Raw genomic sequence first — 23,321 nt, forward strand, 5'->3', positions numbered from 1 at the left:
TTATGAAATCTATCAACGTTTGTTTACCCAACAATTTTCGTGCCGTGTACTTCATTAACCCCTAATGCTTGAACAACAGCGTCGAGATTTTGGTCAGAAATACCGCCGCCGGGTAAAATAGTAATACGTCCGGCTGCGTAGTCGATGAGCTGTTTTAAATGCTCGAAATTATTTTCAATTGGTGTGCCGGCAGGTCCGCCATGAGTTAGAATCCGTTGTACATCATGGGCAACCAGCCAGTCGATTGCCTTAAATTGCTGTTCCTTTGCTAATACATCAAAAGCCATATGGAAGGTGATCTGTAAGCCTTCAGCAGTTTCGATAAGCAGTTCCAGAGCTTCTTCATCCAACCAGTTATCTTTAGTTAAGCAGCCTAAAACCACGCCGTCTGTTCCTATTTTTTTTGCTTCAATCAGATCGGTATGCATGATTTTTAGTTCAATATCATTGTAAACAAAATCTCCGCCACGCGGTCGGATGATTGTCATAACCGGTACAGACTTTTCGTTCGCATAAGCAATGACTTCCTCAATTACACCTGTACTGGGGGTAGTTCCGCCAACGGCTAAATTATCGCATAATTCGATCCGATTAGCACCATTACGAATAGCTTTGGGAATATCTGTAAAATTTTCGGCGCAAAATTCTTTAATCATGGTGTTCACTCCTCGTTTTTACTTCACAGGCATTGTATCATATTTCTGCTAGTTGCCAAAGTACAGATAACAAGGTAAGATGAAAAACGACGAGATATTTAACGATCAAAGGTAGGAAGTGTCGCTATGCTAAAAAAAATTGATACAGCTCAACAATTTATTCAACACCATGCAGCTCTCTTTCAATGTCCAGTTTGTAAAGGTGCTTGCCATGTAGAACAATATAGCCTAATTTGTGTCCAGAATCATCGGTTTGATTTATCCAAAAAAGGAACGATTTATTTTTTAACACACAGTATTCAAACAGAATACAATAAAAAAATGCTGCAGCATCGTGGAAAAATGATTCAAAGCGGCATGTATCAGCCACTGTTGGAAGAATTGATTTCCGAGCTTGATGTAACTGGTCGAACGTTGGATGTTGGCTGCGGCGAAGGCAGCTTTTTGAAGGAATTATCAAGTTTAGGCTTAAAAGGAAGTAGCATCGGGTTTGACATTTCCAAGGAAGGCATTTATTTAGCGAGTAATCAGCCGCTTGAGGCTTTTTGGTGTGTTGCTGATTTGACCAATTTGCCATTTGCCGATCATTCCATGGATACGATTTTGAATATTTTTTCGCCTTCGCATTATCAGGAATTTCAGCGTGTGCTAAAAGAATCTGGCACTGTGCTAAAGGTGGTGCCCGAAGCTGGTTATTTAAAAGAACTGCGGGCAGCATTTTATCCGGAAGATGTGTCCAAACAAGTATATTCCAACGAAAAAGTTGTAGCCAAGTTTGCTGAAGAAATGACGTGCATCGCAGATGAACGGGTGACATATACTTTTGCTATTCCGGAAGAAAATCGCTTGGATCTTTTAGAAATGTCACCGCTTGAGTGGGGCGTTTCAGAGCAGGTAAAAGCGGCTGTACAGGAAAATCCATTATCAGAAATCACAATTGACGTTCGTGTGTTAAAAGGAAAGGTAAAAAAGCGCTTACATTAAGTTAATTTACTAAAAAGTATTGCAAAGCTGCGGTATTGGTGTTATATTACATACAAGTTGTTTTTTCATTGGTTTTTATCAGGTTCCTGTTCTGATAAAAGTTAGTGAAAAGAGCTTCACTAACGTAACGGCTCGCTGTGCTTGACACCGAGTTGATACGTTTTTTTTATGCGAATTTTAAATAAACTAAAATGAAAATAACAGAACCTATTCAATCGAAAGGAACCTGCCGTCATGACGAATCATATTGTATTATTTGAACCGCAAATCCCAGCTAATACTGGTAATATTGCCAGAACGTGTGCTGCGACTAATTCGCCACTACATCTCATCGAGCCGTTAGGTTTTCAAACGGATGACAAGCACTTGAAACGTGCGGGCTTAGATTACTGGAATAATGTAAACATTACTTACCACAAGGATTTAGCTGCATTTTTGACGCATTTAGGGAACAACCAGCTGCATTTGATTACAAAATTTGCCAATCAAACCTACAGTGAAGTAAATTATGCTGATGGCAAAGATCATTATTTTATGTTTGGCAAAGAAACAACCGGTCTGCCTGAGGAATTTATGCGGGAAAATGAGGAAAAGTGTTTGCGTATTCCTATGGATGATACCCATGTTCGTTCGTTGAATTTGTCTAATACAGTAGCACTGATAGTGTATGAAGCCTTGCGTCAGCAGGATTTTCCGTCTTTGGAATTGGCTCATCACTACGACAATGATAAATTAGACTAAAAAGATTTGGGCGGTTAACCAATTGTCGGTTAACCGTCCATTTTTTTTAACGCTTTAAGTGATTCTATATAGAAAGAAACTTATTCATGCAATTCTAAGGGCAAACCGTCCGGATCAAAGAAAAAGGTCATCTTTTCACCCGTAAACTCATCGGTTCTAATCGGTTCACAAGGGATTTCCCGCTGAGCCAAATAATGAACAGCTGCCTCGATATTCTCTACCTTAAAAGCTAAATGACGTAAGCCCAAAGCCTCTGGATAAGAGGGTCTTTCCGGAAAAACCTTCGCAATAAAAAGCTCCAGCTCATAAGCACCCAGCTGTAAATCTAATTTTATATCCTTTTTTTCCGGACGCTGATTTTCCCGAATTACTTGAAAGCCTAGCTTCTCAACGTAGAATTCCTTCGCTTTTTGATAATCAGAACAGTTAATAGCAATATGATGAATTTGTTGAAAAAACAATGGAGTTCCTCCTCATTAAAAATAATTGGCTGTTTCATTATAGCGCATTGCTGGTTTCCTTCAAAAGAAAGTGCTGGTCGATTAAAGTCAAATGGCAATTTTTACGTGGAAATGATAAACTAGACTGGATAGTGAATCAAGACTTCTGGATACTGATTCATAAGCTAGAACTAAGGAGAATTTCATGAAACTATATTTTACGCGCCACGGCAAAACTCAATGGAATCAAGAATTACGGTTTCAAGGGATGAGTGGCGATTCACCACTATTACCAAGCAGTTATGAGGAAATTAAATTATTGGGGCAAACGATTAAGGATGTTCCTTTTGCTAAAATATACGCCAGTACCTCAAAGCGTGCGCGTACGACTGCGGAGCACATCAATCAGGAATTGGTACAGCCAGCGGAGATCATTTATACGGATCAGCTGAAGGAACTAGGGCTGGGTAAATTAGAAGGCCAGCTCATTCATGAAATGCGTGGGAAATACAGCACTGAGCTGGATCATATGCGTTATCAGCTGGATAAGTACAATCCTGAGCGCTTTAACGGTGAGCCTATTGAAGAGGCGATTGCACGGATTTCAGCAGTTGTAGAGCAGGCTGTAACAGCAGGTGAGGGACCTTATCTTTTTGTGGGGCACGGGGCTTCATTAACGGCTGCAATTCAGGCCATGTCAGGCAAAAGCCTGGCGGAGCTGCGGAGTATGGGCGGACTTAAAAATAATAGCTTGTCCATTTTAGAAACTGAAGCACCGCAGCACAAACCGCCTTATCAATTAACGCTGTGGAATGATGATTCATTTTTACAATAAAAAAGCCAGTTTACGGATAGTGAGGTGAAATTTAGTGGACACACTTTTTCAATCAGAGGAAGAAAAGCAGTATATTGTCGGTCACGTCCAAGCGATCTTTTTTCAAAATCCCAGCAATTTTTATAAAGTACTGTTAATAAAAATCACGGATACGAATACAGATTATTTGGAAAAGGAGATTGTTACAACCGGCAGCTTTGGCCAGATTCAGGAGGAAGAGCTATACCGATTTTATGGGAAATTTGTGGATCATCCGCGCTATGGCCGTCAATTTCAGGTTGACAGCTATCAGCAAGAACGACCGACTTCTGCCAATGGAGTGGTTAACTATCTTTCCAGTGAAAAATTTCCCGGTATTGGGAAACGGACGGCTGAAAAAATTGTCGAAATTATTGGCGAAAACGCAATTGATCAAATTATTGCAAATCCGGCTGTACTGGAAGAAGTTCCGCAGCTCAATGAAAAAAAACGCCAAACGATTATTGACACGATTCGCTTGAATCATGGAATGGAGCAGGTCATTGTCGGATTAAATCAATATGGCTTCGGCAGTCAGCTGTCATTTTCCATTTACCAGACATACAAAGAAGAAACACTGGATATCATTCATGAAAATCCGTACCAGCTGGTGGAAGACATTGAAGGGATTGGGTTTAAGCGTGCCGATAATATTGCCGAACAACTAGGGATTAGTGCAGATTCAGATAAACGAGTGCGCGCAGCGATTACGCATGAAATTTTCCAGCATTCGATTCGTTCCGGTAATACCTATGTTGAAGCAGAGCTGCTGCTTAATGAAACCATTCGAACCTTAGAAACAAGTCGGCCGGTGGAAATACTACCGAATCAGGTAGCGGAGCAGATTATTCATTTGGTTGAGGAAGGGAAAATTCAACAGGAAGGAACTAAGCTTTTTGAAAATAGTTTATATTTTTCTGAGTGGGGCATTGGCACCTCGATTCAACGACTCCTTTCCCGCAAGAAGCAAATTAAATACGAAAAAAAGGATATTCAAAAAAATATTCGAATGATCGAAAAACGCTTGGGAATTGTCTATGGCGATTCACAGCAGGCCGCGATCGAAGAAGCGATCAAAGCGCCGTTATTTATTTTAACAGGTGGGCCGGGAACAGGAAAAACAACCGTAATTAATGGGATTGTGTCGGTATTTGCTGAGCTGAATGGCTTGTCTTTAGACGTAAAAGATTATACTCAGGACATGTTTCCTATTCTCTTGGCGGCACCAACTGGCAGAGCAGCGAAACGAATGAACGAAACGACTGGTTTGCCGTCCAGCACGATTCACCGGTTGCTGGGGCTAACTGGGCGTGAAAAAAATCCCAGTGTCTCGGCAAAAGAATTAGAAGGCGGCTTATTGATTGTGGATGAAATGTCCATGGTGGATACGTGGCTGGCGAACACTTTATTTAAAGCCATCCCTACAAACATGCAAGTTATTTTCGTAGGGGATAAGGATCAGCTACCGTCTGTGGGACCTGGTCAGGTACTGCATGATCTGCTGGAAATTCAAGAGATTCCTCAGCGTGAGCTGACAGAGATTTATCGGCAGGAAAATGGCTCCAGTATTATTCCGTTAGCTCATGAAATTAAACAAGGAAAGCTACCACAGGATTTTACCGTAAATCAAAAGGACCGCTCCTTTTTTCCAAGTGATGTCTATCATATCGAAAGCTATGTTCGTCAAATTGTGGAAAAAGCCAAAGCGAAGGGCTTTACTGCTCAGGATATTCAATTATTGGCACCGATGTATCGAGGTGCAGCCGGCATCGATGCGCTGAACAAGATGATGCAGGAAATTTTTAATCCGAATGACGGTACGAAAAAAGAAGTGAAGTGGAATGAATCGGTTTATCGAATTGGCGATAAAGTGCTGCATTTGGTGAATACACCGGAATTAAATGTGTTTAATGGCGACATGGGTGAGGTTGTCGGTATTGTGCTGGCAAAGGATTCTGAAGATAAGGTGGACGAACTGATTCTCCAATTTGATAATAATGAGGTTAGTTATAAGCGGAATGAATGGAATAAAATCACACTTTCCTACTGCTGCTCGATTCACAAGGCACAGGGTAGTGAATTTAAAATGGTCATTTTGCCGATGGTACATCAATATCATCGTATGCTACAGCGGAATTTGCTGTATACAGCCGTGACAAGAAGTAAAGAGCTGCTGATTTTACTGGGAGAGGTACAGGCGTTCTCAACATGTGTCACGCATGAATCGGCGAGTCGCTTGACGATGCTGAAGGAACGCATCACGAATGCAGAAGAAATATCTTTAACTACTCGCTTGCAGCTGGAAGCGTATGAAGAAGGTTTAAATCAGGAATCGCCTTTTTCAGAAACAAGTGATCCGGTATCTCGTGAAAGTGAGCAGCAGGAAAAACGGATACCGTCACAAGGGCAAGAATCAGAGGACAAGGTTGCATCAGAAACACAGGAAATGTCACTATTTAGTGAAGCTTCTGAAGAGCTGATTGAAGAAGAGGTCGCAGCTGAAATGCAGCGTCTGCTAACGCCAGAGCTGATTCGGCAAAATACTGTTGATCCTATGATCGGCATGGGACAAACAACACCGTATGACTTTATGCCATAGAAGTAACCAAAATACACCAAAGAAAGCGAACTCTTCGTTCCACTTTCTTTGGTGTATTTTGTGTTTGGGGAGTTGTCAGAAGATAAAATTGATAGTATAGTTAATTTTATAATATGTAATATATATATATATATAATAAAAAAGAGGGCGAAAAAATGAAAAAAAAGCAACTATGGTTTTGGCTTTTCATCGCTTTTGGTAGTTTGGTTATAGCGGGCTGCTCTACGCAGGATTTAACAAACGAATCTACGGCAGCGACAAAACACGATGATCATTTTGATTATGCGGACCAGAAAAGCTGGGTGCCGGTTTCTGGAAAAATGCAGTCACCGATCAATATTCAAACAAACAAAATTCAAAAGCTGACCCCTGATGTCGGTGAGATCAGTCTAAATTACCAAAAAGAACAGTTGAGGATTGAGGATAATGGACACAGCATACAAGTTCAAGGAAGCGGTCATGCGCAAATCAATCAACGCCATTTCGAGCTGACTCAATTTCATTTTCATGCGCCAAGTGAGCATACGATTGATCAGCGGCATTTTCCTTTGGAGGCGCATTTTGTTCATTTGGCTCAGAATGGACGCATAGCAGTGATTGGGGTGTTCTTTGAAGTGGGTAAGGAAAATGCTGGTTTTAAAGAAATATTAAGGAACGTTGAAAATGAGGAGCAGGTGACTTTAACGAAGCTGGCTGATTTACTGCCTGACAATCAAAGCTATTATCATTATTTAGGTTCTTTGACAACGCCGCCGCTCACTGAAAATGTTGAATGGTATATAATGAAAACACCGGTAGAGCTTTCTGAAGGGCAAATCAAAGCGTTTGAACAGTTGTATTCAGAGAATAACCGTAATGTTCAGCCGCTGAATGAACGTGTGGTTCTGTTTCATGAAGAAGCGTCTGCAGGCGAATAAGTACTTGCGTTCAAATTTGATTGATGTATATAATAAACCACAACGAAGTTACAGAATTCGTTGAATAAGGTTCGTTATTTTGGTAGAAATGAGGGGATGGAATGCAGAATAAGGCAACAAATTCGGGAAATGTTCATACAGACACTTTTTTAGCGCAGATTGGTAATCATCAAAACCCAGTGACAGGCTCTATTAACACGCCGATTTATTTTTCGACGACATACGAGCATCCGACATTGGGCGAGTCGACGGGCTATGATTATACAAGAACCAAAAATCCGACGAGAGAAGTTTTAGAGCAGGCATTAGCTGAGCTTGAACATGGAGCGGTTGGATTAGCGACAAGCTCAGGAATGAGCGCCCTGCAGCTGATTTTTAGTCAATTTCCAGCCGGCAGTCAGATTGTGGCTTCCAGAGATTTGTATGGTGGGAGCTATCGCTATTTCAATGAATTAGAAAAGCTAGGGATGTATCAGTTTACTTATGCGGCAACTGAAGCCGATTTTGAACAGCTGATTTCAACAGAAACAGCGGCGGTTTTTATTGAAACACCGACAAATCCTTTGATGACAGAAGTATCCATTGAAAGAATTGCGGCATGGACAAAAAAGCACCATGCGCAGTTAATCGTGGATAATACCTTTTATACGCCGCTCATTCAACGGCCGTTGGATTTAGGTGCGGATGTAGTTTTACACAGTGCAACGAAATATCTGGGTGGCCACAATGATTTACTGGCAGGTGCAGTTATTGCTAGATCACAAGAGGTCGGCGATAAATTATCCTATCAGTTAAATACGACAGGTGCAGTCTTAGCGCCCTTTGATTGTTGGCTATTGATTAGGGGACTAAAAACCTTATCGCTGCGGATGACCAGACATGAAGCGAATGCACGAGAAGTGGTACAGTTCTTAAAGGAAAGTCCACTTGTAAAAGAAGTGTTGTATCCGGGACGCGGCGGCATGCTAAGCTTTAAAATAAAAGATCAACGCTTGATTAAGGATTTCCTGCGTCAATTAAAAACCTTTACCTTTGCAGAAAGCTTAGGCGGTGTGGAAAGCTTAATCACTTATCCCACGACGCAAACCCATGCAGATATTCCGGAAGCTTTACGAGAGGCCTATGGATTAACAGCTGATCTTTTAAGAATTTCTACTGGGATCGAAGCAGGAGCCGATCTAGTGGCGGACTTAAAACAAGCATTTGAGTATATAAAATAAAAATCAATCAAAAAATGAGCGCGGTGTTTTTCACCACACTCATTTTTAGTTTTTATCAAAACCAAAAGCTTCTGCTGACAACATTAAAGGAAAAATCGGTACTTCTATTACCTAAAATTTCGCCATCAGCATGTACATACTCCGGCACAGTAGAAACGATTCGAATCTTACTGGATTGAAAATGGTGAAAATACTTGGAGCTCATGTGCTTTTTCTGAATCAATAAAATAATCAGCCAAAAAATTTTAAATAAATTGATTCGTTCAACTAAAACAAAATCCAACAGCGGCTTTCGTACATCAGCAGCTGGAGCGATAGCCACACCGCCGCCAAAATAGGGATGGTTGGTTACTGTACATAAAAAAGCCCGATCGAACTCGTAACTTTTTCCGTTCATCTCCACTAAAACTGGAAAACCCTTTTGCGTAAAAAGAACTTTTAGAATTGAGAAGATGTAAGCGAAAGAACCCAAGTTAAATTTATTTAAAGCAAATTTAGATTTAGAAGTATTCGCTGCATGAACAATAGCGGCATCTAAACCAATTCCCACATTATTAGTGGCAAGTCCTTGTTCTTCCTGAATTGCCTCGGTGTACGTTATTAACTGAATTTCCTGCGGTTTTTCTGCTTGAAGCAGCTGTAAAAAGGCTTTTTCTGTTTGTCTATCGATACCCGCGCCGCGAGCGAAATCATTTCCCGAGCCACAGGGAATATAGCCTAAAGGAATGGCTGCATCAAAGTCTGCCAAAGCATTCACTACACTATGCAGCGTGCCGTCTCCACCGAGAACGACCAGCAAAGGAAACGACTCTACAGTCATTTCTTCTGACCAAGGAATGAGGGTTTCTGCAGCTAATTTTTGCGTAAGCTCAATTTCGTGACCGGCATATCCTGTATAAAAAATTGTATAATCAATATTTAACAACGTAAGCTGTTTGATGATTTTTTTCGCAGCCTTGCCGCCTGTACCGCTGCCGGCATTTTTGTTCACGACAAGATAAAAATGTTTCTTCATGACTGTCCTCCCCGTACGAGTTATTATTATAGCAGATATTGACAGTTTTAAGAATGCTGAATGCTTAGGTTCATTTAGATGTTGTCTTAACAAGAAAAATAAGCTATAATGCCTTAGTATCAAATTTGAGGACTTTCCTCAACAAGGTTCATCAACCATCCCTTGTAAAAAAACTCGGAGAAAGAAGGAGATTATATGCAACACACTGTTTTGAAGGACAGTAAAGTACGGACAGTGACGATGAATGCTATCGTCATGGCGTTGTATCTGGGGCTGACTATCTTAGTCGCACCCGTATCATCAGGACCGATTCAATTTAGGATTTCTGAAAGCTTGAATCATTTAGTTGTTTTTAACCGTAAATTAATGTGGGGGATTTTAGGCGGAGTCATTGTCTTTAATTTCTTTTGGGGCTTTGGCGCCATGGATGCCTTTTTTGGCGGGATGCAAACCTTTATATCACTTGGCTTGACCGCTTTATTGCAAAAAAGAGTGAGAAGCGTGGTCGCTCGTTTAGCCTTAAACACGTTGTTTTTTACTGCGACGATGGGCATTATCGCTTATATGCTGTCACCAAATGGTGGAGCCGCTTTTTGGGGAAATTATGCTTCACTAGCTTTAAGTGAATTTGTTACAATGGCAATCGCAGCACCATTAATGTATTGGATTGACAAGTCTGTTCATTTTGAAAACAGATTATAAATAATAGAAACAAAGGATGTAGAAAAATGTATGACATTTTCCTGCATCCTTTGTTTTTTGCTATTGTAGTGAAAAACTTTACTGTTCCTCCTGCATAAATTATGATATGGTAATACAGAAGCATAAAAGTAGAGGAGTTTTTAAGCAATGTTTGAATTTAAAATTGGTGTCACAGCCAACGAGCATGATAAATTTGTACAAAACCATCCCTTATGTAATTTGCTGCAGTCATCATCGTGGGCAAAGGTCAAGGATAATTGGGGTTCAGAAATCGTTGGTGTGTACGAAGACGGAATCTTGATCGCATCAAGCTTAGTGCTGATCCGACCATTGCCGCTAAAATTTTCCATGTTATATACCCCAAGAGGACCCGTTATGGACTATACAAATAAAGAGCTGGTCGCTTTTTTCTTAAAAGAGTTGAAAAAATTCGGTAAAAAACACAGAGCACTGTTTGTGAAAATGGATCCAACCATTCATTATAATGACTTCCATTTAGGCGAAGAAAAAACCCTGAATCCGCAGGCGCAGATGATTATTGATAGCTTAGCTGCCAGCGGTGCTAAGCATCAAGGGTTGACTATGGCGATGGATGCGACGATTCAACCGCGTTTTCAAGCGAATATTTACAAAGAAGATTTTAGTGACGAGCTATTACCGAAAAGCACAAAAAAAATGATGAAGCAAGCACAGAAAAAAGGTGTTACGGTCAAGATGGGCCATACCGAATTAGTGGATGATTTTGCCAAAGTGATTGAACTGACGACAGAACGACAAAATATTTCTTTAAGAAATAGTGAGTATTTTAAAAAATTATTGAATATTTATCCGGACTCATCCTTTATCATGCTGGCGGAAGTAAATTTGAAGGAACGTTATGAAGAAACGCTGCAGCGTTATGAAAAAAATAAAGCAGATTTGGCAAATCTGAAAGAAAATCAAGTGAAGAAACGCCATAATTTAGAAGAATTGGATTTTTCGCTTACTCGTGAAAAAAATGAGCTTGAAGAAAATATCGCCCGTTCAGGTGACGTAGCCGTGGTAGCAGGCGCTTTAGCCATTACCTTTGGTTCGACAAGTGAAATTCTTTATGCGGGAATGGACGAGCGCTACAAGCGCTATATGCCAGCCTATCTAACTTGGTATGATGCGATTAATGAATGCTTTGTACGCGGCTGCGACTCTTGTAATATGGGCGGCTTGGAGGGCAGCTTGAATGATGGCTTAATTAAGTTCAAGTCAAACTTTAATCCAACCATCAATGAATTTATCGGTGAATTTGATTTACCGGTGAACGGTTTACTGTTCAAAGCTAGTGAATATGCGTATAAATTAAGAAAACAAAAAAAATAAAAAAGCGGGCGGTACAAAACTAAAAAAACAGTTTTGTACCGCCCACTACTTACGAATAAATGGTGGCCGAAGAACCTAAATGACTTTTGGCTCAACCTCATTTTCTACAATTTTTGGGTTGCATTTGTTTTAATCAGCTTGAAAAGGACGGTCGTTACAGCAACTGTTGCAATTGCAGCAACGAGCGCCTCGACTACTCCGCTACTGAAAATCACGGTTAAAATAGCGCCGTAAATCGCCGAACCGCTGGCACCAATCGTTTGAGCGTAGTCATTTTTGAAAAGAAAATAAATCAGGTTCATAACCAAAATAGTATTAGTAGCCGAACCGATAAAACCAGCGACAAAGAGATTGATTGATTGCGACGTTGGTTTGTTTTTAGTTAGTTTTTTTAAACCAGTATAGACAAAATAAGGAATCACGCCAATTAAAATTCGCGGAATTAAGGCGACGATGATGGCTTTTAAGCTCCCGTGAGTAGTTCCGATAACTGGAATAAACGGAGAGAAAACAAAAGAGAGCGGCGTAACAATAATCGTACTGCGAATCATACTAATGACACCGAACACACCGCCTAAAAAACCGCCAATTCTAGGGCCTAACAAAATCGAGGCAATAATCACCGGAATATGCATGGTTGTCGCGTTGATTGGACCGATCGGAATGAAGCCCAAAAAAGGCACGGCGGACAAAAGTATCAGAATCGCTAAAAACATCGCGGTAAGAGTAAAGGTTTTTGTATTTTTCATGAGTAACTCCTAATAGTTATTTCAGTAAAGCATCATTAATGGTTGTCACGATTTCTTCAACAGTTGCTAACGCACCTCTGCCAAAATCACCGCATGCCAATAAAGCTTCTCTGGGTTGAATTTCGTTGTAGCCATAATTTTTCAAGGTTGCTAAATTGCGTTGTGTAATCGGATTTTGATACATGTAAGTATTCATAGCCGGCGCAATAAATTTCGGTACCTCTTCTTTTAATGCTAAAGCCACCGTAGAAAGCATGTCATCTGCGATGCCGTTTGCCAACTTTGCCAAAATGTTGGCAGAAGCCGGTGCCACTAAAAAGAGGTCGGCTTTTTTGGCTAATTCAATATGATTGATTTTATCCGGCGTTATTTCTTCCATAACATTTGTATGCACCGGATTTTTGGATAATGACTGCAGGGTTAACGGAGTAATGAATTTGGTACTGTTAGTGGTCATGATTACTTCAACATTATAGCCTAGTTTAGTGAACTGGCTGGTAAGATCAGCTGCTTTATAGGCGGAGATGCTGCCAGATACACCTAATAGAATGGTTTTCATCTATTATTCCTCCATTTTTCTTCTATATTTTTCCTAATCAGCTGAGCGATCTCGGCTTTCGTGTGTGCTTTTTGCAGGTTGCCGTCTGCAGCAATTAGCAGGCCGTCATGTTGGTCCTGCGTAATCTTTGTCAGATCATTGGCTAAAACGAAGTCACAGTGATTTTTTTCAAGTATTCCTTGACCGACAGTGATTAGCTCTTCTTCAGAAACAGCAACAAGTAATTTAAAACCAACGATGATAGCTTGTGGTTGTTTTTCGCGAAGCATTGCAATTATTTTAGGATTTTTTTTCAAAAAAAGCAATAAGCGATCTGTATTTGAAGGGATTTTTTTTTGATTTTGGCTAGTTTGTCCAACCTCATTCATGACTGTTTTTAGGGTTTGCTCCAAATCAGACATACTAGTTGAAGAATCAATCATTAATTTTTCTGCTAGCTGTTGGATAAACTGCTCCTCTGAAAAAGCTGTTTCTGTTGTAAAATCGCTGACAGCCATACTGTGAATAATGGCATCATAATTTTTTTCTTCAAAAAGCCTGATTAAGGTTGATTCTAAATCCTTGGTTGTTTCAATTTCTAGCAGAGTCAAAGCTTGCTGCTCATTCGGGCGCACCGCTTGCGCTGTTGTAACGTAGGTCACATGATGACCCTGCGCTAAAAAGGCTTCGCCAATTATTTTTCCTAGACGGCCTGTTGAATGATTAGTGATAGAGCGGACGTTGTCAATTTTTTCTGAGGTGCCGCCGGCGGTAATTAGAATATCCATGAGAGTGAAGGCTCCTTTATTTCAATTTTACGATCGTTCTGCCGATATGGGTGCCAGCTTGAAGCTGTGCCAATGTTGCGGGCAGTTCTGCTAAAGTTGTTTCGTTTGTGAGTGCTTGTTGACAAATGTTTAAATCAGTAGCTAAACGTGACCAGATCTGCAGTCGCTCTTCCATTGAAACATTGACTGAATCAATGCCCAGTAAATGAACGCCGCGTAAAATAAACGGTAAGACGGTAGTGTTTAATGTAACGCCGGCTGCATTGCCGCTAAGTGCAATACTGCCGCCATAGCGAAGCTGAGCTAGCAGAGCGCTCGTTACTTCACCACCCGTCGCATCAATGGCAAAATCAATGGTTTGCTTAGCAAGCGGCTTACTTTTTTCCGGTAAAAAATCTTCCAGCAATAGCACTTGGCTGGCACCTAATTGTTTTAACTGCTCGCTGGCTGCTTTTTTACGACTTAAAGCAATAATATTTTTATAGCCCAGCTGGCTCAGCATGGCAATGGCTAAGCTGCCTACACCACCTGAAGCACCAGTTACACAAATCACAGCTTCTTTGTTTTTAACTAAACCATGCTTTTCTAACTGATCAATGGACAGAGCAGCTGTGAAACCCGCAGTTCCGATAATCATAGCCTCTTTTAAATCCAGTCCCTGAGGCAGCGGTACCAGCCAATCTGCAGGAATACGTGCATATTCAGCGAAACCGCCTGTATGAGAAACGCCTGTACCGTAACCTGTGACCAGTACCTCTTGTCCAACAGCAAACCGCTCATCTGTAGATGAAACAATTGTTCCGCTTAGATCGATACCGGGAATCATCGGATATTGACGAATCACGCCGCCATTGGCTTTCACTGCCAAGGAATCCTTAAAATTGACTGAAGAGTAGGCGACTTCAATCAGTACCTCGCCGGGTGAAAGTTGATCGACAGTCAAGGGTTCGACTGTGTAAGTGACTGTATCTTCTTGTTTATTTACGACTAATCCAGAAAATTTTTCCATAATTGCTCTCCTTGTACTATTGTATATTATGTTTACTATCATAACATATTCTCTTTTTTTCTTTAGGAAATTCTTCTTAAAGAGCTCTTCATTATCTAAGAAAAATAAGGTAGAATGAATAATGTAAGCATTTTAGACAAGATGAAACAAAAAAATTGTAGATAATGAACAAACTGAAAGGATTTTCGCAGTTGAAATTTAAGATTGGTATGAGAACATTTAAAACAGGGCTCAGCGTTTTTTTCTGTATTTTACTGAGCATTCTTTTAAAAAGAGATACTTATGTGGTTGCAGCCATTACAACGGTGTTTACCTTAAGAGAAGATTTGGAGAATACAGTGAAATATGGTAAGCATCGGATTATCGGCAATGTCTTGGGTGCGATTATGTCGCTAGCAGTCATTACGGTCTTTGATCTTTTGGGTCGCAGCGAGGTGGTACAGCTGTTGTTTATGCCCTTAATTATCATGGTGATGATCGCGATTCTGGCTGGTTTGGGCTATCATGAAGGCACGGTGGGAGCCTGTGCTACACTTTTAACCATTGTCTTTATGATTCCGGCACATCAAACCTATGGCTATGCCTTTGATCGGGTTATCGACAGCTTTATGGGAATGGGCGTTGCTTTGTTAGTTAACTTTGCTATTCCGTTAAGACAACGAAAAGCCGTACCCGTTTCAAAAGAAAAATCAATAAATCCTTAAAGAGGTTGAGCCAAAAGTCGTTTAGGTTCTTCGGTCACCGTTTATTCGTAAGTAGTGGGCAGGACAAAACTGTTTTTTAGTTTTGTTTCGTCCACTTTTTTTATTGGAAGAAAAAAAGTCGCATTTTTTGATAAAAATCGGTTGCTATTTTTTGAAAAGTTCGTATACTAGAAAAGGTGAAACTAAACTGTAAGTTTAGTATTAGAAAACTTTTGCAGAAGTTTCGAAAAATTTGTTGAGAGGTGTTAGTATGGAGATTGGTGAGAAGCTGCGCAATTTACGCATTCAAAAAAATTTAACGCAGGAAGAATTGGGCGAACGAACAGATTTGACAAAAGGCTATATTTCGCAGTTGGAACGTGACTTAAGTTCTCCATCCATGGAAACCTTTTTCAATATTTTAGAGGTGCTAGGGATTACCCCGGAGCAGTTTTTTAGTGAACAGACCTCTGAACAAAAAGTGGTGTATAAAGATGAAGATAGTACGCTTTATTATGATGAAGAAAATGGCTATGAGCTAAAATGGCTGATTCCGGAATCAAATGAGAAAGAAATGGAACCGATTGTTTTAACCTTTGATAAAAACGGTGAGTATAAAATGTTTGAGCCTTCTTTATCTGAAACCTTTGTCTATGTCATTGACGGCTCTGTTTCGTTGCTATTGGGTGAAACTGTTTATTCAGCTAAAAAAGGGGAGTCCATGTATTATCAGGCCACAGAGCCGCATCAGCTGGTGAATCATGCCAAAGGCAAGAGCCGGGTGCTGATTGTCGCGACAGAATCTTATTTATAATGGAGGCATTGAGCATTGAAAAAAAATATTATTTCATTTGAAAATGTTGTAAAAGTATATGACGATGAAAAAGTACTGAAAAAGGTCAGCTTTGAGATAGAACAAGGGAAATTTTATACCTTATTAGGCCCGTCCGGTTGCGGTAAAACAACGATTTTACGTATTTTGGCCGGTTTTGCGGATGCGACGGAAGGCGATATTTATTTTGACGGTCAACGAATAAATGAGATTCCTGCGAACAAACGACAAGTTAATACGGTTTTTCAAGATTATGCCTTATTTCCGCATATGAATGTATTTGATAATGTTGCGTTTGGCTTAAAGATAAAAAAATTACCTAAAAAAGAAATTGAAAAAAAAGTTAAAGATGCGTTGAGAATGGTTCAGCTTCCAGGTTATGAAACAAGAGAAATCAGTGAAATGTCCGGCGGTCAAAGACAACGGGTGGCGATTGCCAGAGCGATTATTAATGAGCCAAAGGTTTTGCTTTTGGATGAGCCGCTGTCCGCATTGGACTTGAAGCTGCGTACAGACATGCAGTATGAGCTGCGTGATTTACAGCAGCGTTTAGGAATTACCTTTATTTTTGTCACCCACGATCAGGAAGAAGCATTGGCGATGAGCGATGAAATTTTCGTCATGAACAAGGGTTATATTGTACAAAGCGGTACGCCGGTAGATATTTACGATGAGCCGATTAATCATTTTGTGGCGGACTTCGTGGGAGAAAGCAATATTGTCAACGGGACGATGCTTGAGGATAATCTGGTGGAATTTGTCGGCAAGCAGTTTGAATGTGTGGACGGTGGCATGAAAAAAAATGAATCCGTCGAAGTTGTGTTGCGTCCAGAGGATCTCACTATCACAACGGCAGATCGCGGCAAGCTGGTGGTGACTGTAGATACACAGCTATTTCGTGGTGTTCATTATGAAATTATTTGTCATGATGAGGATCATAATGAATGGATCGTTCATTCTACTAGAAAAGCGCAGGAGGGTGCGAAGGTCGGTTTATTCTTTGAACCGGAGGATATTCATGTTATGCGCTTTAATGAATCAGAAGAAGACTTTGATGCTCGTTTAGAGAGCTACGAAGAATAGGAGGAACAACGATGAAAACAATGCGGCGAATTTACTCCGTTCCTTATGTTATGTGGCTGCTTTTATTCGTGATTGCTCCTGTTTTGATGATTATTTATCAGTCATTTTTTGATATGAACGGACAGTTTACTTTCGCGAATTACCGAACCTATTTTACTTCTGGGACGTACTTAAGCATGACCATTAATTCGGTCTGGTATGCGTTTTTAATTACTTTGTTTACGCTTTTGGTCAGTTACCCGACGGCTTATTTTTTGACGAAATTAAAGCACAAGCAATTGTGGCTAATGCTGGTTATTTTACCGACGTGGGTGAATTTATTATTGAAAGCTTATGCATTTATTGGGATTTTTAGTATTCACGGTAATGTCAATCAATTTTTGAATTTTTTAGGGATCGGTTCACAGCAAATTCTTTTTACCGATTTTAGTTTCCTGTTTGTTGCCACGTATATTGAAATTCCGTTTATGATTTTACCGATTTTTAATGCCTTAGAAGAGCTGAATCCTTCCTTAATCAGCGCTAGTCGTGATTTGGGCGCAAATAGTATGGAGACCTTCCTGCGTGTGGTTTTCCCGCTATCCTTAAACGGTGTGAAAAGTGGCGTGCAGGCTGTCTTCATTCCTTCACTTTCCTTATTCATGCTAACACGCTTGATTGGCGGTAATCGGGTCATTACGTTGGGGACTGCGATTGAAGAGCATTTCTTAGTGACACAAAATTGGGGCATGGGCTCAACCATTGGCGTCATTTTGATTGTAGCGATGTTTATCGTCATGCTGCTAACCGGTGAAAAGAAGAAAGGACGGGGACAATGACAAAGAAAAAATTTAAGTGGTCGTATCTATACTTGATCTTTATTTTTGCTTTATTGTATGCGCCGATCTTTTATTTGATTTTTTACTCGTTCAACGATAGCGATACAATGAATCAGTTTACCGGCTTTACCTTGGCTAATTATACGGCTGTTTTTGAAGATACTCGTCTGCTGATTATTGTGTTAAATACATTTCTGCTGGCTTTTTTGTCTGCGTTGATTGCCACAATTATTGGAACCTTTGGAGCAATGGGCATTTATTACACGAAAAAACGGAAAACAAGAACGACTTTGCTAAGCTTTAATAATATTTTGCTCGTGTCACCAGACGTTATTATTGGTGCTAGCTTTCTGATCTTTTTTACAGCGGTCGGTTTTATCAGCTTGGGCTTTACCAGTGTTTTGCTCTCACATATCGCTTTTAGTATTCCAATCGTTGTACTCATGGTACTGCCAAAGCTGCAGGAAATGAACGATTCTATGGTTGATGCTGCTCGTGATTTGGGTGCCAATAATCTCCAAGTAATTAAAAACATTATTTTGCCTTTCTTGTCTCCGGGCATTATCGCCGGTTACTTTATGGCATTTACTTATTCCTTAGATGATTTTGCGGTTACTTTCTTTGTAACTGGCAATGGTTTTTCAACACTTTCTGTAGAAATTTATTCGCGGGCCAGACAAGGTATCAGTTTGGAAATTAATGCCTTGAGTGCCTTAGTGTTCATTTTCTCTATGATTTTGGTGATTGGCTATTACTTCATTAGTCAGGATAATAACTCAAGAGCAGCGAAACGCTTACGACAGCAGCAAAGCGAGGTGGCAAAGCTAAAATGAAAAAACTACAATCTTTGTTTTTAGGAATTTTTGCCATTATTTTGATTCTCTTTTTAGGTGTCCGTCAGCTGGAAAAAGCCAGCGGTATGGCTGGTGCAGATACGCTGACGATTTATAATTGGGGCGATTACATTGACCCAGCGTTAATTAAAAAGTTCGAAAAGGAATCTGGCTACAAAGTGAATTATGAAACTTTCGATTCCAACGAAGCGATGTTTACCAAGATTCAACAAGGCGGTACAGCTTATGATATTACGATTCCTTCAGAATATATGATTCAAAAAATGATGAAAAAAAATATGCTGCTGCCGATCGATCATAAGAAGCTAACAGGATTGAACAATATCGACGAACGCTTTTTAAACTTGGATTTCGATCCGCAAAATAAATATTCCATTCCTTATTTTTGGGGAACCTTAGGCATTATTTATAACGATAAATTTATTGATGAAGATCAAATGAAGCATTGGGATGATCTGTTTAGACCGGAGCTAAAAGACAATGTGATGCTGATTGACGGAGCTCGAGAAGTGATGGGCTTATCTTTAAACAGTCTAGGCTATTCATTGAACAGCAAAAATGATCAACAACTGCGTCAGGCAACCGATAAGCTGAACACACTTACAAGTAATGTTAAGGCGATTGTCGCTGATGAGATCAAAATGTATATGATTAACGAAGAAAGTGCGGCTGCTGTAACTTTTTCCGGTGAAGCTTCAGAAATGCTTGATGGCAATGAGCATCTACATTACGTGATTCCTTCAGAAGGCTCTAATTTGTGGTTTGATAACATTGTGATTCCTAAAACTGCTAAAAATATTCAAGGCTCCTACGACTTTATTAATTTCATGCTTAAACCGGAAAACGCAGCTCAAAACGCGGAATATATTGGGTATTCCACACCGAATAAAGCCGCAAAAAAACTACTGCCAAAAGAAATTTCAAGTGATGAACAATTTTATCCAAGTGACGAGGTCATTAAGCATCTGGAAGTCTACAAGGATTTAGGAGCGGAATATTTGGGAATTTATAACGACCTGTTTTTGGAATTTAAGATGTATCGGAAATAACATGAAAACTCAGCTAAAATGGCGATAAATCAATCAAAAAATAGAGAAATGAGCCACCATTTTAGCTGTCAGTTTTCCAATTTTCTACCAAAAGCGACGAAATTGTCGCTTTTTTTGCGTTTTCTACCACAGTTTTCTACCAGAGAAAAAAATGTTGTAAGCCTTGATAAATATAGCTTATATAGATGTATGGCAAAAAAGATAAAAAATGATAAATTCTTGTGCTAGCTATTTTTGGTAGAAAAATAGTCTTTTTAGGAGGGAAAAATATAGTTCAATTAATGAATAAAGCGTGGAATAAGTTTTTAGTTGGCCGTTCTCAAAGTTTCTAATAAAAGCACCCTGTTAATGTTTTCAATCAGAGTTTTTCCTAGAGAAATTTAACTAGAAAGTAGGAATCAAATTAACTAAAAATTTATTTATTAGCATCTTGAAAAATGTTATGATTAATGCTAGTAGATCGTTAAATTCTATTTATAGAAAGGAAGAAAAAATTGAATTCTCAACGATATTTTAATAATATTTCAGAGTGGCTAGAAGTTTTAGCTCAACGAATAAAAACAAATGGTAAGTTGAATATATTAGATTTAAACATTCATGCTGAAACATTTTATCGAGATTTAATTAATATTGTTTATAAATATGAATTGCAATCTGCTAATGTTTTAGTAGCTAATTTTGAGGCAATTGACCTAATTGATGAAACCAATAAAATTATTGTACAGGTTTCTTCTACTGCTACAAAACAAAAAATTGAATCAACTTTAAAAAAAGAGTCAATCAAGGGGTATGCGGAAGAGGGATATGGACTCCAATTTATGTTTATTGCAGATGAAGCTAGCTCTTTACGAACAAAAAAAATTGCTAATCCTCATAATATTAAATTTTGTGCTGCGGACGATATATATGATAAAGTTGTTTTACTGAACAGTATCTCTCAACTAGAAATTGGTAGAAAAACTATAGTAAATGACTTGTTTGAAAAAGAATTTGGTCAAAAACCAGACTCTGTAAAAATTAATAATAATCTAACTACTATAATACAGTTGCTCGCTAAAGAAAATTTAAGTACGACTTCCAATCCGACTAATTTAGATTATTTCAATATCGATGAAAAAGTAACTTTCAATGATTTAAATTTGATAAAAGAAACTACAATCGATGAATATAAAGTGTACTATAATAAAGTAGACTCAATATACAAAATTTTTGATCATGAAGGCCAAAATAAGAGGATTTCAGTTTTAAGGAAAGTCACTTCTTTTTACGAAAAAGAAATAATTAAACCAATTGAAAACGTTGAGCGTTTCTTTAATGTCGTAAATTCTATAAAAGATTATATTTTGGAGAGTAATAACATTGAGGAAATTGAAGAAGATATTTTAGAAATGTGTGTAAGAATAATAGTTGTAGATGCTTTTATTAGATGTAAAATATTTAGAAATCCAAAGGAGTATAGTCATGTTATTACCAAGTGAAATTAAACCTGAAACAAGTGTTTATTATTATTCTGCTATACTTCTGAAAACATTAAAAAGTAGTTCTGATCCATATAATATTATTGATTTATACAATGTTTTAAAAGAGAAACTGCAAATTTCCTTACGAAATTATGCGTATTGTTTAGATTGGCTGTTCCTTATAGATGCAGTTATAATAAATGATGAAGGAAGTGTGGTTTTATGTACCTAAGAGAATTGACTATCTCTTCAGATTCTCAGATTATTCGTAGAATTCCATTTCATTATGGCTCTAATTTAATTGTAGATGAGACTGTGGGAATAACCGATCTAGAAACAGGAAATAATATTGGTAAAACAACAGTGCTTGCTTTAATTGATTACTGTCTTGGTGGAGACGCTGAAACTATTTATAAGGATTCAGAAACTAAAAAGGATATCGTTTATGTGAAAAAATTCTTAATTGATAAAAAAGTTATGGTATCTTTATCAATTAAAGAAGATTTGGATATTGTTGATTCAAAGGAAATTATTATAAATCGCAATTTTCTTAGTCGAAACAAAAAAGTAATGTCAATCAATGGTATTAATTATACAAAAAATAAAGGAAAAGATTTCGAAAAAGAATTGAACATTTTAATTTATGGTGAAAGAGAATCAGAAAAACCTTCTTTTAGACAGCTTATTGCTCATAATATAAGGTATAAAGATAGAGAAATTGAAAATACTTTGAAATACTTGAACAATTTCACTACTTTAATTGAGTATGAGACTTTATTTTTATTTATGCTTGGATTACCAGTTTTGGATAGATCCCAGTTAAATAAAAAAATTAAACTTGAAAAAGAATACAAGAAGCGATTAGAAAAAGAACATTCTGGAACTGAAATAAAATTTCAAATTGAAATAGTTAAAAGAACAATTAGAAATCTAGAATCAAGAAAAAGTAAACTGAATATTAATGAAAACTATGAACAAGAATTAGATGAGTTAAATCAGTTGAAATTAAGAATTGCTTCAATTAGTTCGAAAATAAGTGACCTAAATTTGAGAAAACAATTATTAGTTGAGACGGAAGACGAGTTACAAAATGAAGTATCGACTTTAGATGTCAATGAATTAAGAGAGATTTATTCTACTGCTAAAAAAGATATTAGTGGTATTCAATCGACATTTGAAATGATGGTTCAATATCATAATAAAATGATTATAGAAAAAATTCGGTTTATCACTCAAGACTTGCCAAAACTAGAAGAAGAATTAAATATTTATAACGCTAGTTTAAAAGAATTGTTAGCTCAAGAAAAATTGCTGGTTCAAAGTATTTCTGGTAGTGACACTTTTCAAGATCTGGAAAAGATTATAAGTGAGTTAACTCATGAGTACGAGTATTTAGGTGAACTTTCTAATTCATTAAAGCAAATAAATGATTCAGAGAAAGTGATTTCTAATTTAGGCGATGAGATAGAACTACTGGATGGTGGTCGTTTTTCAGATGAATTCAAAAATGAATTGACAGAAAAACTTTTGGATTTTAATGAAATTTTTGCATCTGTTTCTACTGAATTATATGGTGAACAATATGGGATTACTTATGAAGTTAGGGAAGACAGTAAAACTAAACAAAATTTTTATTATTTTGAATGTTTTAATGCAAATACAAGTTCTGGTAAAAAACAAGGTGAAATCATTTGCTTTGATATAGCCTATATTCTTTTTGCAAGAAAAAATGGTATACCCCACTTGGATTTTCTTTTAAATGATAAGAAAGAATTGATGCATGGAAACCAATTAAAAAGAGTAAGTAATTTTGCGAAAACTAATAAAATACAATTGATTTTTTCAATTTTAAAAGATAAACTTCCAACTGAATTGAATAACAAAGATCATATTGTACTTACCTTATCAGATGAGGATAAACTATTTAGAATTGAAGAGGATAACTCTGAATTGTAGACATTTTAATTTTAGTAAACTT

24 protein-coding genes are annotated in these 23,321 nt (G+C 38.2%); 17 read left to right on the forward strand and 7 right to left on the reverse strand.

Annotation, left to right across the window (positions count from 1 at the left end):
• Nucleotides 1-23: 23 nt before the first annotated feature.
• Nucleotides 24-656, reverse strand: a complete 633-nt coding sequence (locus ABH902_RS03265) for a copper homeostasis protein CutC (RefSeq protein ID WP_404589162.1) — start codon at nucleotides 654-656, stop codon at nucleotides 24-26.
• Nucleotides 657-782: 126 nt separating this feature from the next.
• Between ABH902_RS03265 and ABH902_RS03270 the strand changes: the two genes are divergently transcribed.
• Both ABH902_RS03270 and trmL read left to right on the forward strand, forming a co-directional pair.
• Nucleotides 783-1,640 carry a methyltransferase domain-containing protein gene (locus ABH902_RS03270; RefSeq protein ID WP_404589163.1) on the forward strand — a complete coding sequence of 286 codons (858 nt, stop codon included), beginning with the start codon at nucleotides 783-785 and terminating at the stop codon, nucleotides 1,638-1,640.
• A gap of 234 nt (nucleotides 1,641-1,874) precedes the next feature.
• Nucleotides 1,875-2,381 carry a tRNA (uridine(34)/cytosine(34)/5-carboxymethylaminomethyluridine(34)-2'-O)-methyltransferase TrmL gene (gene trmL / locus ABH902_RS03275; RefSeq protein ID WP_404589164.1) on the forward strand — a complete coding sequence of 169 codons (507 nt, stop codon included), beginning with the start codon at nucleotides 1,875-1,877 and terminating at the stop codon, nucleotides 2,379-2,381.
• Between the two features lie 80 nt (nucleotides 2,382-2,461).
• Here trmL and ABH902_RS03280 read toward each other — a convergent pair whose 3' ends face one another.
• A complete protein-coding gene (locus ABH902_RS03280; RefSeq protein ID WP_404589165.1) occupies nucleotides 2,462-2,842 on the reverse strand; it encodes a VOC family protein in 381 nt (126 codons plus the stop codon).
• Between the two features lie 184 nt (nucleotides 2,843-3,026).
• Here ABH902_RS03280 and ABH902_RS03285 point away from each other — a divergent pair, with 184 nt between their 5' ends.
• The 4 genes from ABH902_RS03285 to ABH902_RS03300 all read left to right on the forward strand — a co-directional run bounded on the left by ABH902_RS03285 (nucleotide 3,027) and on the right by ABH902_RS03300 (nucleotide 8,410).
• Nucleotides 3,027-3,656 carry a histidine phosphatase family protein gene (locus ABH902_RS03285; RefSeq protein ID WP_404589166.1) on the forward strand — a complete coding sequence of 210 codons (630 nt, stop codon included), beginning with the start codon at nucleotides 3,027-3,029 and terminating at the stop codon, nucleotides 3,654-3,656.
• A 34-nt stretch (nucleotides 3,657-3,690) separates the two neighbouring features.
• Nucleotides 3,691-6,273 (forward strand): ATP-dependent RecD-like DNA helicase, encoded by a 2,583-nt coding sequence (locus ABH902_RS03290; RefSeq protein WP_404589167.1) that lies wholly within the window; start codon nucleotides 3,691-3,693, stop codon nucleotides 6,271-6,273.
• 155 nt (nucleotides 6,274-6,428) lie between these two features.
• Nucleotides 6,429-7,190, forward strand: a complete 762-nt coding sequence (locus ABH902_RS03295; RefSeq protein ID WP_404589168.1) for a carbonic anhydrase — start codon at nucleotides 6,429-6,431, stop codon at nucleotides 7,188-7,190.
• Nucleotides 7,191-7,291: 101 nt separating this feature from the next.
• Entirely contained in the window at nucleotides 7,292-8,410 is a 1,119-nt protein-coding gene (locus ABH902_RS03300) for an aminotransferase class I/II-fold pyridoxal phosphate-dependent enzyme (protein WP_404589169.1), read from the forward strand.
• A gap of 55 nt (nucleotides 8,411-8,465) precedes the next feature.
• Here ABH902_RS03300 and ABH902_RS03305 read toward each other — a convergent pair whose 3' ends face one another.
• Nucleotides 8,466-9,425, reverse strand: a complete 960-nt coding sequence (locus ABH902_RS03305; protein WP_404589170.1) for a diacylglycerol/lipid kinase family protein — start codon at nucleotides 9,423-9,425, stop codon at nucleotides 8,466-8,468.
• A gap of 195 nt (nucleotides 9,426-9,620) precedes the next feature.
• Between ABH902_RS03305 and ABH902_RS03310 the strand changes: the two genes are divergently transcribed.
• Together ABH902_RS03310 and ABH902_RS03315 are read left to right on the forward strand one after the other, a co-directional pair.
• Entirely contained in the window at nucleotides 9,621-10,127 is a 507-nt protein-coding gene (locus tag ABH902_RS03310) for a QueT transporter family protein (RefSeq protein WP_404589171.1), read from the forward strand.
• 147 nt (nucleotides 10,128-10,274) lie between these two features.
• Nucleotides 10,275-11,480: an aminoacyltransferase gene (locus tag ABH902_RS03315; protein ID WP_404589172.1), complete on the forward strand. Its 1,206-nt coding sequence runs from the start codon at nucleotides 10,275-10,277 to the stop codon at nucleotides 11,478-11,480.
• 104 nt (nucleotides 11,481-11,584) lie between these two features.
• On the opposite strand, the gene ABH902_RS03320 is transcribed toward ABH902_RS03315, so the two are convergent.
• The 4 genes from ABH902_RS03320 to ABH902_RS03335 are packed head-to-tail and all read right to left on the reverse strand — an operon-like array spanning nucleotide 11,585 to nucleotide 14,564.
• Nucleotides 11,585-12,229: an ECF transporter S component gene (locus ABH902_RS03320; RefSeq protein WP_404589173.1), complete on the reverse strand. Its 645-nt coding sequence runs from the start codon at nucleotides 12,227-12,229 to the stop codon at nucleotides 11,585-11,587.
• A 16-nt stretch (nucleotides 12,230-12,245) separates the two neighbouring features.
• Nucleotides 12,246-12,788 (reverse strand): phosphopantothenoylcysteine decarboxylase, encoded by a 543-nt coding sequence (coaC, locus tag ABH902_RS03325; protein ID WP_404589174.1) that lies wholly within the window; start codon nucleotides 12,786-12,788, stop codon nucleotides 12,246-12,248.
• Nucleotides 12,785-13,555, reverse strand: a complete 771-nt coding sequence (gene coaB / locus ABH902_RS03330; RefSeq protein ID WP_404589175.1) for a phosphopantothenate--cysteine ligase — start codon at nucleotides 13,553-13,555, stop codon at nucleotides 12,785-12,787. The genes coaC and coaB overlap by 4 nt, the downstream gene beginning before the upstream one ends.
• 16 nt (nucleotides 13,556-13,571) lie before the next feature.
• On the reverse strand, nucleotides 13,572-14,564 hold the full coding sequence (locus ABH902_RS03335; RefSeq protein WP_404589176.1) for an oxidoreductase: 993 nt from the start codon (nucleotides 14,562-14,564) through the stop codon (nucleotides 13,572-13,574).
• Nucleotides 14,565-14,773: 209 nt separating this feature from the next.
• Here ABH902_RS03335 and ABH902_RS03340 point away from each other — a divergent pair, with 209 nt between their 5' ends.
• From ABH902_RS03340 to ABH902_RS03380, 9 genes are all read left to right on the forward strand, one after another.
• On the forward strand, nucleotides 14,774-15,268 hold the full coding sequence (locus ABH902_RS03340; RefSeq protein WP_404589203.1) for an aromatic acid exporter family protein: 495 nt from the start codon (nucleotides 14,774-14,776) through the stop codon (nucleotides 15,266-15,268).
• Nucleotides 15,269-15,518: 250 nt separating this feature from the next.
• Nucleotides 15,519-16,061 (forward strand): helix-turn-helix domain-containing protein, encoded by a 543-nt coding sequence (locus tag ABH902_RS03345; protein WP_404589177.1) that lies wholly within the window; start codon nucleotides 15,519-15,521, stop codon nucleotides 16,059-16,061.
• Between the two features lie 15 nt (nucleotides 16,062-16,076).
• Entirely contained in the window at nucleotides 16,077-17,162 is a 1,086-nt protein-coding gene (locus ABH902_RS03350) for an ABC transporter ATP-binding protein (protein WP_404589178.1), read from the forward strand.
• An 11-nt stretch (nucleotides 17,163-17,173) separates the two neighbouring features.
• Entirely contained in the window at nucleotides 17,174-17,980 is an 807-nt protein-coding gene (locus tag ABH902_RS03355; RefSeq protein WP_404589179.1) for an ABC transporter permease, read from the forward strand.
• On the forward strand, nucleotides 17,977-18,813 hold the full coding sequence (locus ABH902_RS03360; protein WP_404589180.1) for an ABC transporter permease: 837 nt from the start codon (nucleotides 17,977-17,979) through the stop codon (nucleotides 18,811-18,813). The genes ABH902_RS03355 and ABH902_RS03360 overlap by 4 nt, the downstream gene beginning before the upstream one ends.
• On the forward strand, nucleotides 18,810-19,883 hold the full coding sequence (locus ABH902_RS03365; RefSeq protein ID WP_404589181.1) for a PotD/PotF family extracellular solute-binding protein: 1,074 nt from the start codon (nucleotides 18,810-18,812) through the stop codon (nucleotides 19,881-19,883). Before ABH902_RS03360 ends, ABH902_RS03365 begins: the two co-directional genes overlap by 4 nt.
• Nucleotides 19,884-20,377: 494 nt before the next feature.
• Nucleotides 20,378-21,361 carry an ABC-three component system protein gene (locus ABH902_RS03370; RefSeq protein WP_404589182.1) on the forward strand — a complete coding sequence of 328 codons (984 nt, stop codon included), beginning with the start codon at nucleotides 20,378-20,380 and terminating at the stop codon, nucleotides 21,359-21,361.
• A complete protein-coding gene (locus tag ABH902_RS03375) occupies nucleotides 21,345-21,575 on the forward strand; it encodes an ABC-three component system middle component 6 (RefSeq protein WP_379946660.1) in 231 nt (76 codons plus the stop codon). Before ABH902_RS03370 ends, ABH902_RS03375 begins: the two co-directional genes overlap by 17 nt.
• Nucleotides 21,566-23,299, forward strand: a complete 1,734-nt coding sequence (locus tag ABH902_RS03380; RefSeq protein ID WP_404589183.1) for a DUF2326 domain-containing protein — start codon at nucleotides 21,566-21,568, stop codon at nucleotides 23,297-23,299. The genes ABH902_RS03375 and ABH902_RS03380 overlap by 10 nt, the downstream gene beginning before the upstream one ends.
• Nucleotides 23,300-23,321 lie beyond the last annotated feature (22 nt).

This window comes from Enterococcus sp. UD-01 (genome assembly GCF_044909655.1).
In the GTDB taxonomy this organism is placed as follows: Bacteria; Bacillota; Bacilli; order Lactobacillales; family Enterococcaceae; genus Enterococcus_L.

What these genes read in the sequence shown, in the direction of transcription:
- ABH902_RS03265 (WP_404589162.1), bottom strand. Translation starts at nt 656, where the DNA reads ATGATTAAAGAATTTTGCGCCGAAAATTTTACAGATATTCCCAAAGCT.
- ABH902_RS03270 (WP_404589163.1), top strand. Translation starts at nt 783, where the DNA reads ATGCTAAAAAAAATTGATACAGCTCAACAATTTATTCAACACCATGCA.
- ABH902_RS03310 (WP_404589171.1), top strand. Translation starts at nt 9,621, where the DNA reads ATGCAACACACTGTTTTGAAGGACAGTAAAGTACGGACAGTGACGATG.
- ABH902_RS03380 (WP_404589183.1), top strand. Translation starts at nt 21,566, where the DNA reads ATGTACCTAAGAGAATTGACTATCTCTTCAGATTCTCAGATTATTCGT.
- ABH902_RS03345 (WP_404589177.1), top strand. Translation starts at nt 15,519, where the DNA reads ATGGAGATTGGTGAGAAGCTGCGCAATTTACGCATTCAAAAAAATTTA.
- ABH902_RS03315 (WP_404589172.1), top strand. Translation starts at nt 10,275, where the DNA reads ATGTTTGAATTTAAAATTGGTGTCACAGCCAACGAGCATGATAAATTT.
- ABH902_RS03340 (WP_404589203.1), top strand. Translation starts at nt 14,774, where the DNA reads ATGAGAACATTTAAAACAGGGCTCAGCGTTTTTTTCTGTATTTTACTG.
- coaB (WP_404589175.1), bottom strand. Translation starts at nt 13,555, where the DNA reads ATGGATATTCTAATTACCGCCGGCGGCACCTCAGAAAAAATTGACAAC.
- coaC (WP_404589174.1), bottom strand. Translation starts at nt 12,788, where the DNA reads ATGAAAACCATTCTATTAGGTGTATCTGGCAGCATCTCCGCCTATAAA.
- ABH902_RS03365 (WP_404589181.1), top strand. Translation starts at nt 18,810, where the DNA reads ATGAAAAAACTACAATCTTTGTTTTTAGGAATTTTTGCCATTATTTTG.
- ABH902_RS03305 (WP_404589170.1), bottom strand. Translation starts at nt 9,425, where the DNA reads ATGAAGAAACATTTTTATCTTGTCGTGAACAAAAATGCCGGCAGCGGT.
- ABH902_RS03375 (WP_379946660.1), top strand. Translation starts at nt 21,345, where the DNA reads ATGTTATTACCAAGTGAAATTAAACCTGAAACAAGTGTTTATTATTAT.
- ABH902_RS03285 (WP_404589166.1), top strand. Translation starts at nt 3,027, where the DNA reads ATGAAACTATATTTTACGCGCCACGGCAAAACTCAATGGAATCAAGAA.
- ABH902_RS03295 (WP_404589168.1), top strand. Translation starts at nt 6,429, where the DNA reads ATGAAAAAAAAGCAACTATGGTTTTGGCTTTTCATCGCTTTTGGTAGT.
- ABH902_RS03360 (WP_404589180.1), top strand. Translation starts at nt 17,977, where the DNA reads ATGACAAAGAAAAAATTTAAGTGGTCGTATCTATACTTGATCTTTATT.
- ABH902_RS03335 (WP_404589176.1), bottom strand. Translation starts at nt 14,564, where the DNA reads ATGGAAAAATTTTCTGGATTAGTCGTAAATAAACAAGAAGATACAGTC.
- ABH902_RS03355 (WP_404589179.1), top strand. Translation starts at nt 17,174, where the DNA reads ATGAAAACAATGCGGCGAATTTACTCCGTTCCTTATGTTATGTGGCTG.
- trmL (WP_404589164.1), top strand. Translation starts at nt 1,875, where the DNA reads ATGACGAATCATATTGTATTATTTGAACCGCAAATCCCAGCTAATACT.
- ABH902_RS03300 (WP_404589169.1), top strand. Translation starts at nt 7,292, where the DNA reads ATGCAGAATAAGGCAACAAATTCGGGAAATGTTCATACAGACACTTTT.
- ABH902_RS03320 (WP_404589173.1), bottom strand. Translation starts at nt 12,229, where the DNA reads ATGAAAAATACAAAAACCTTTACTCTTACCGCGATGTTTTTAGCGATT.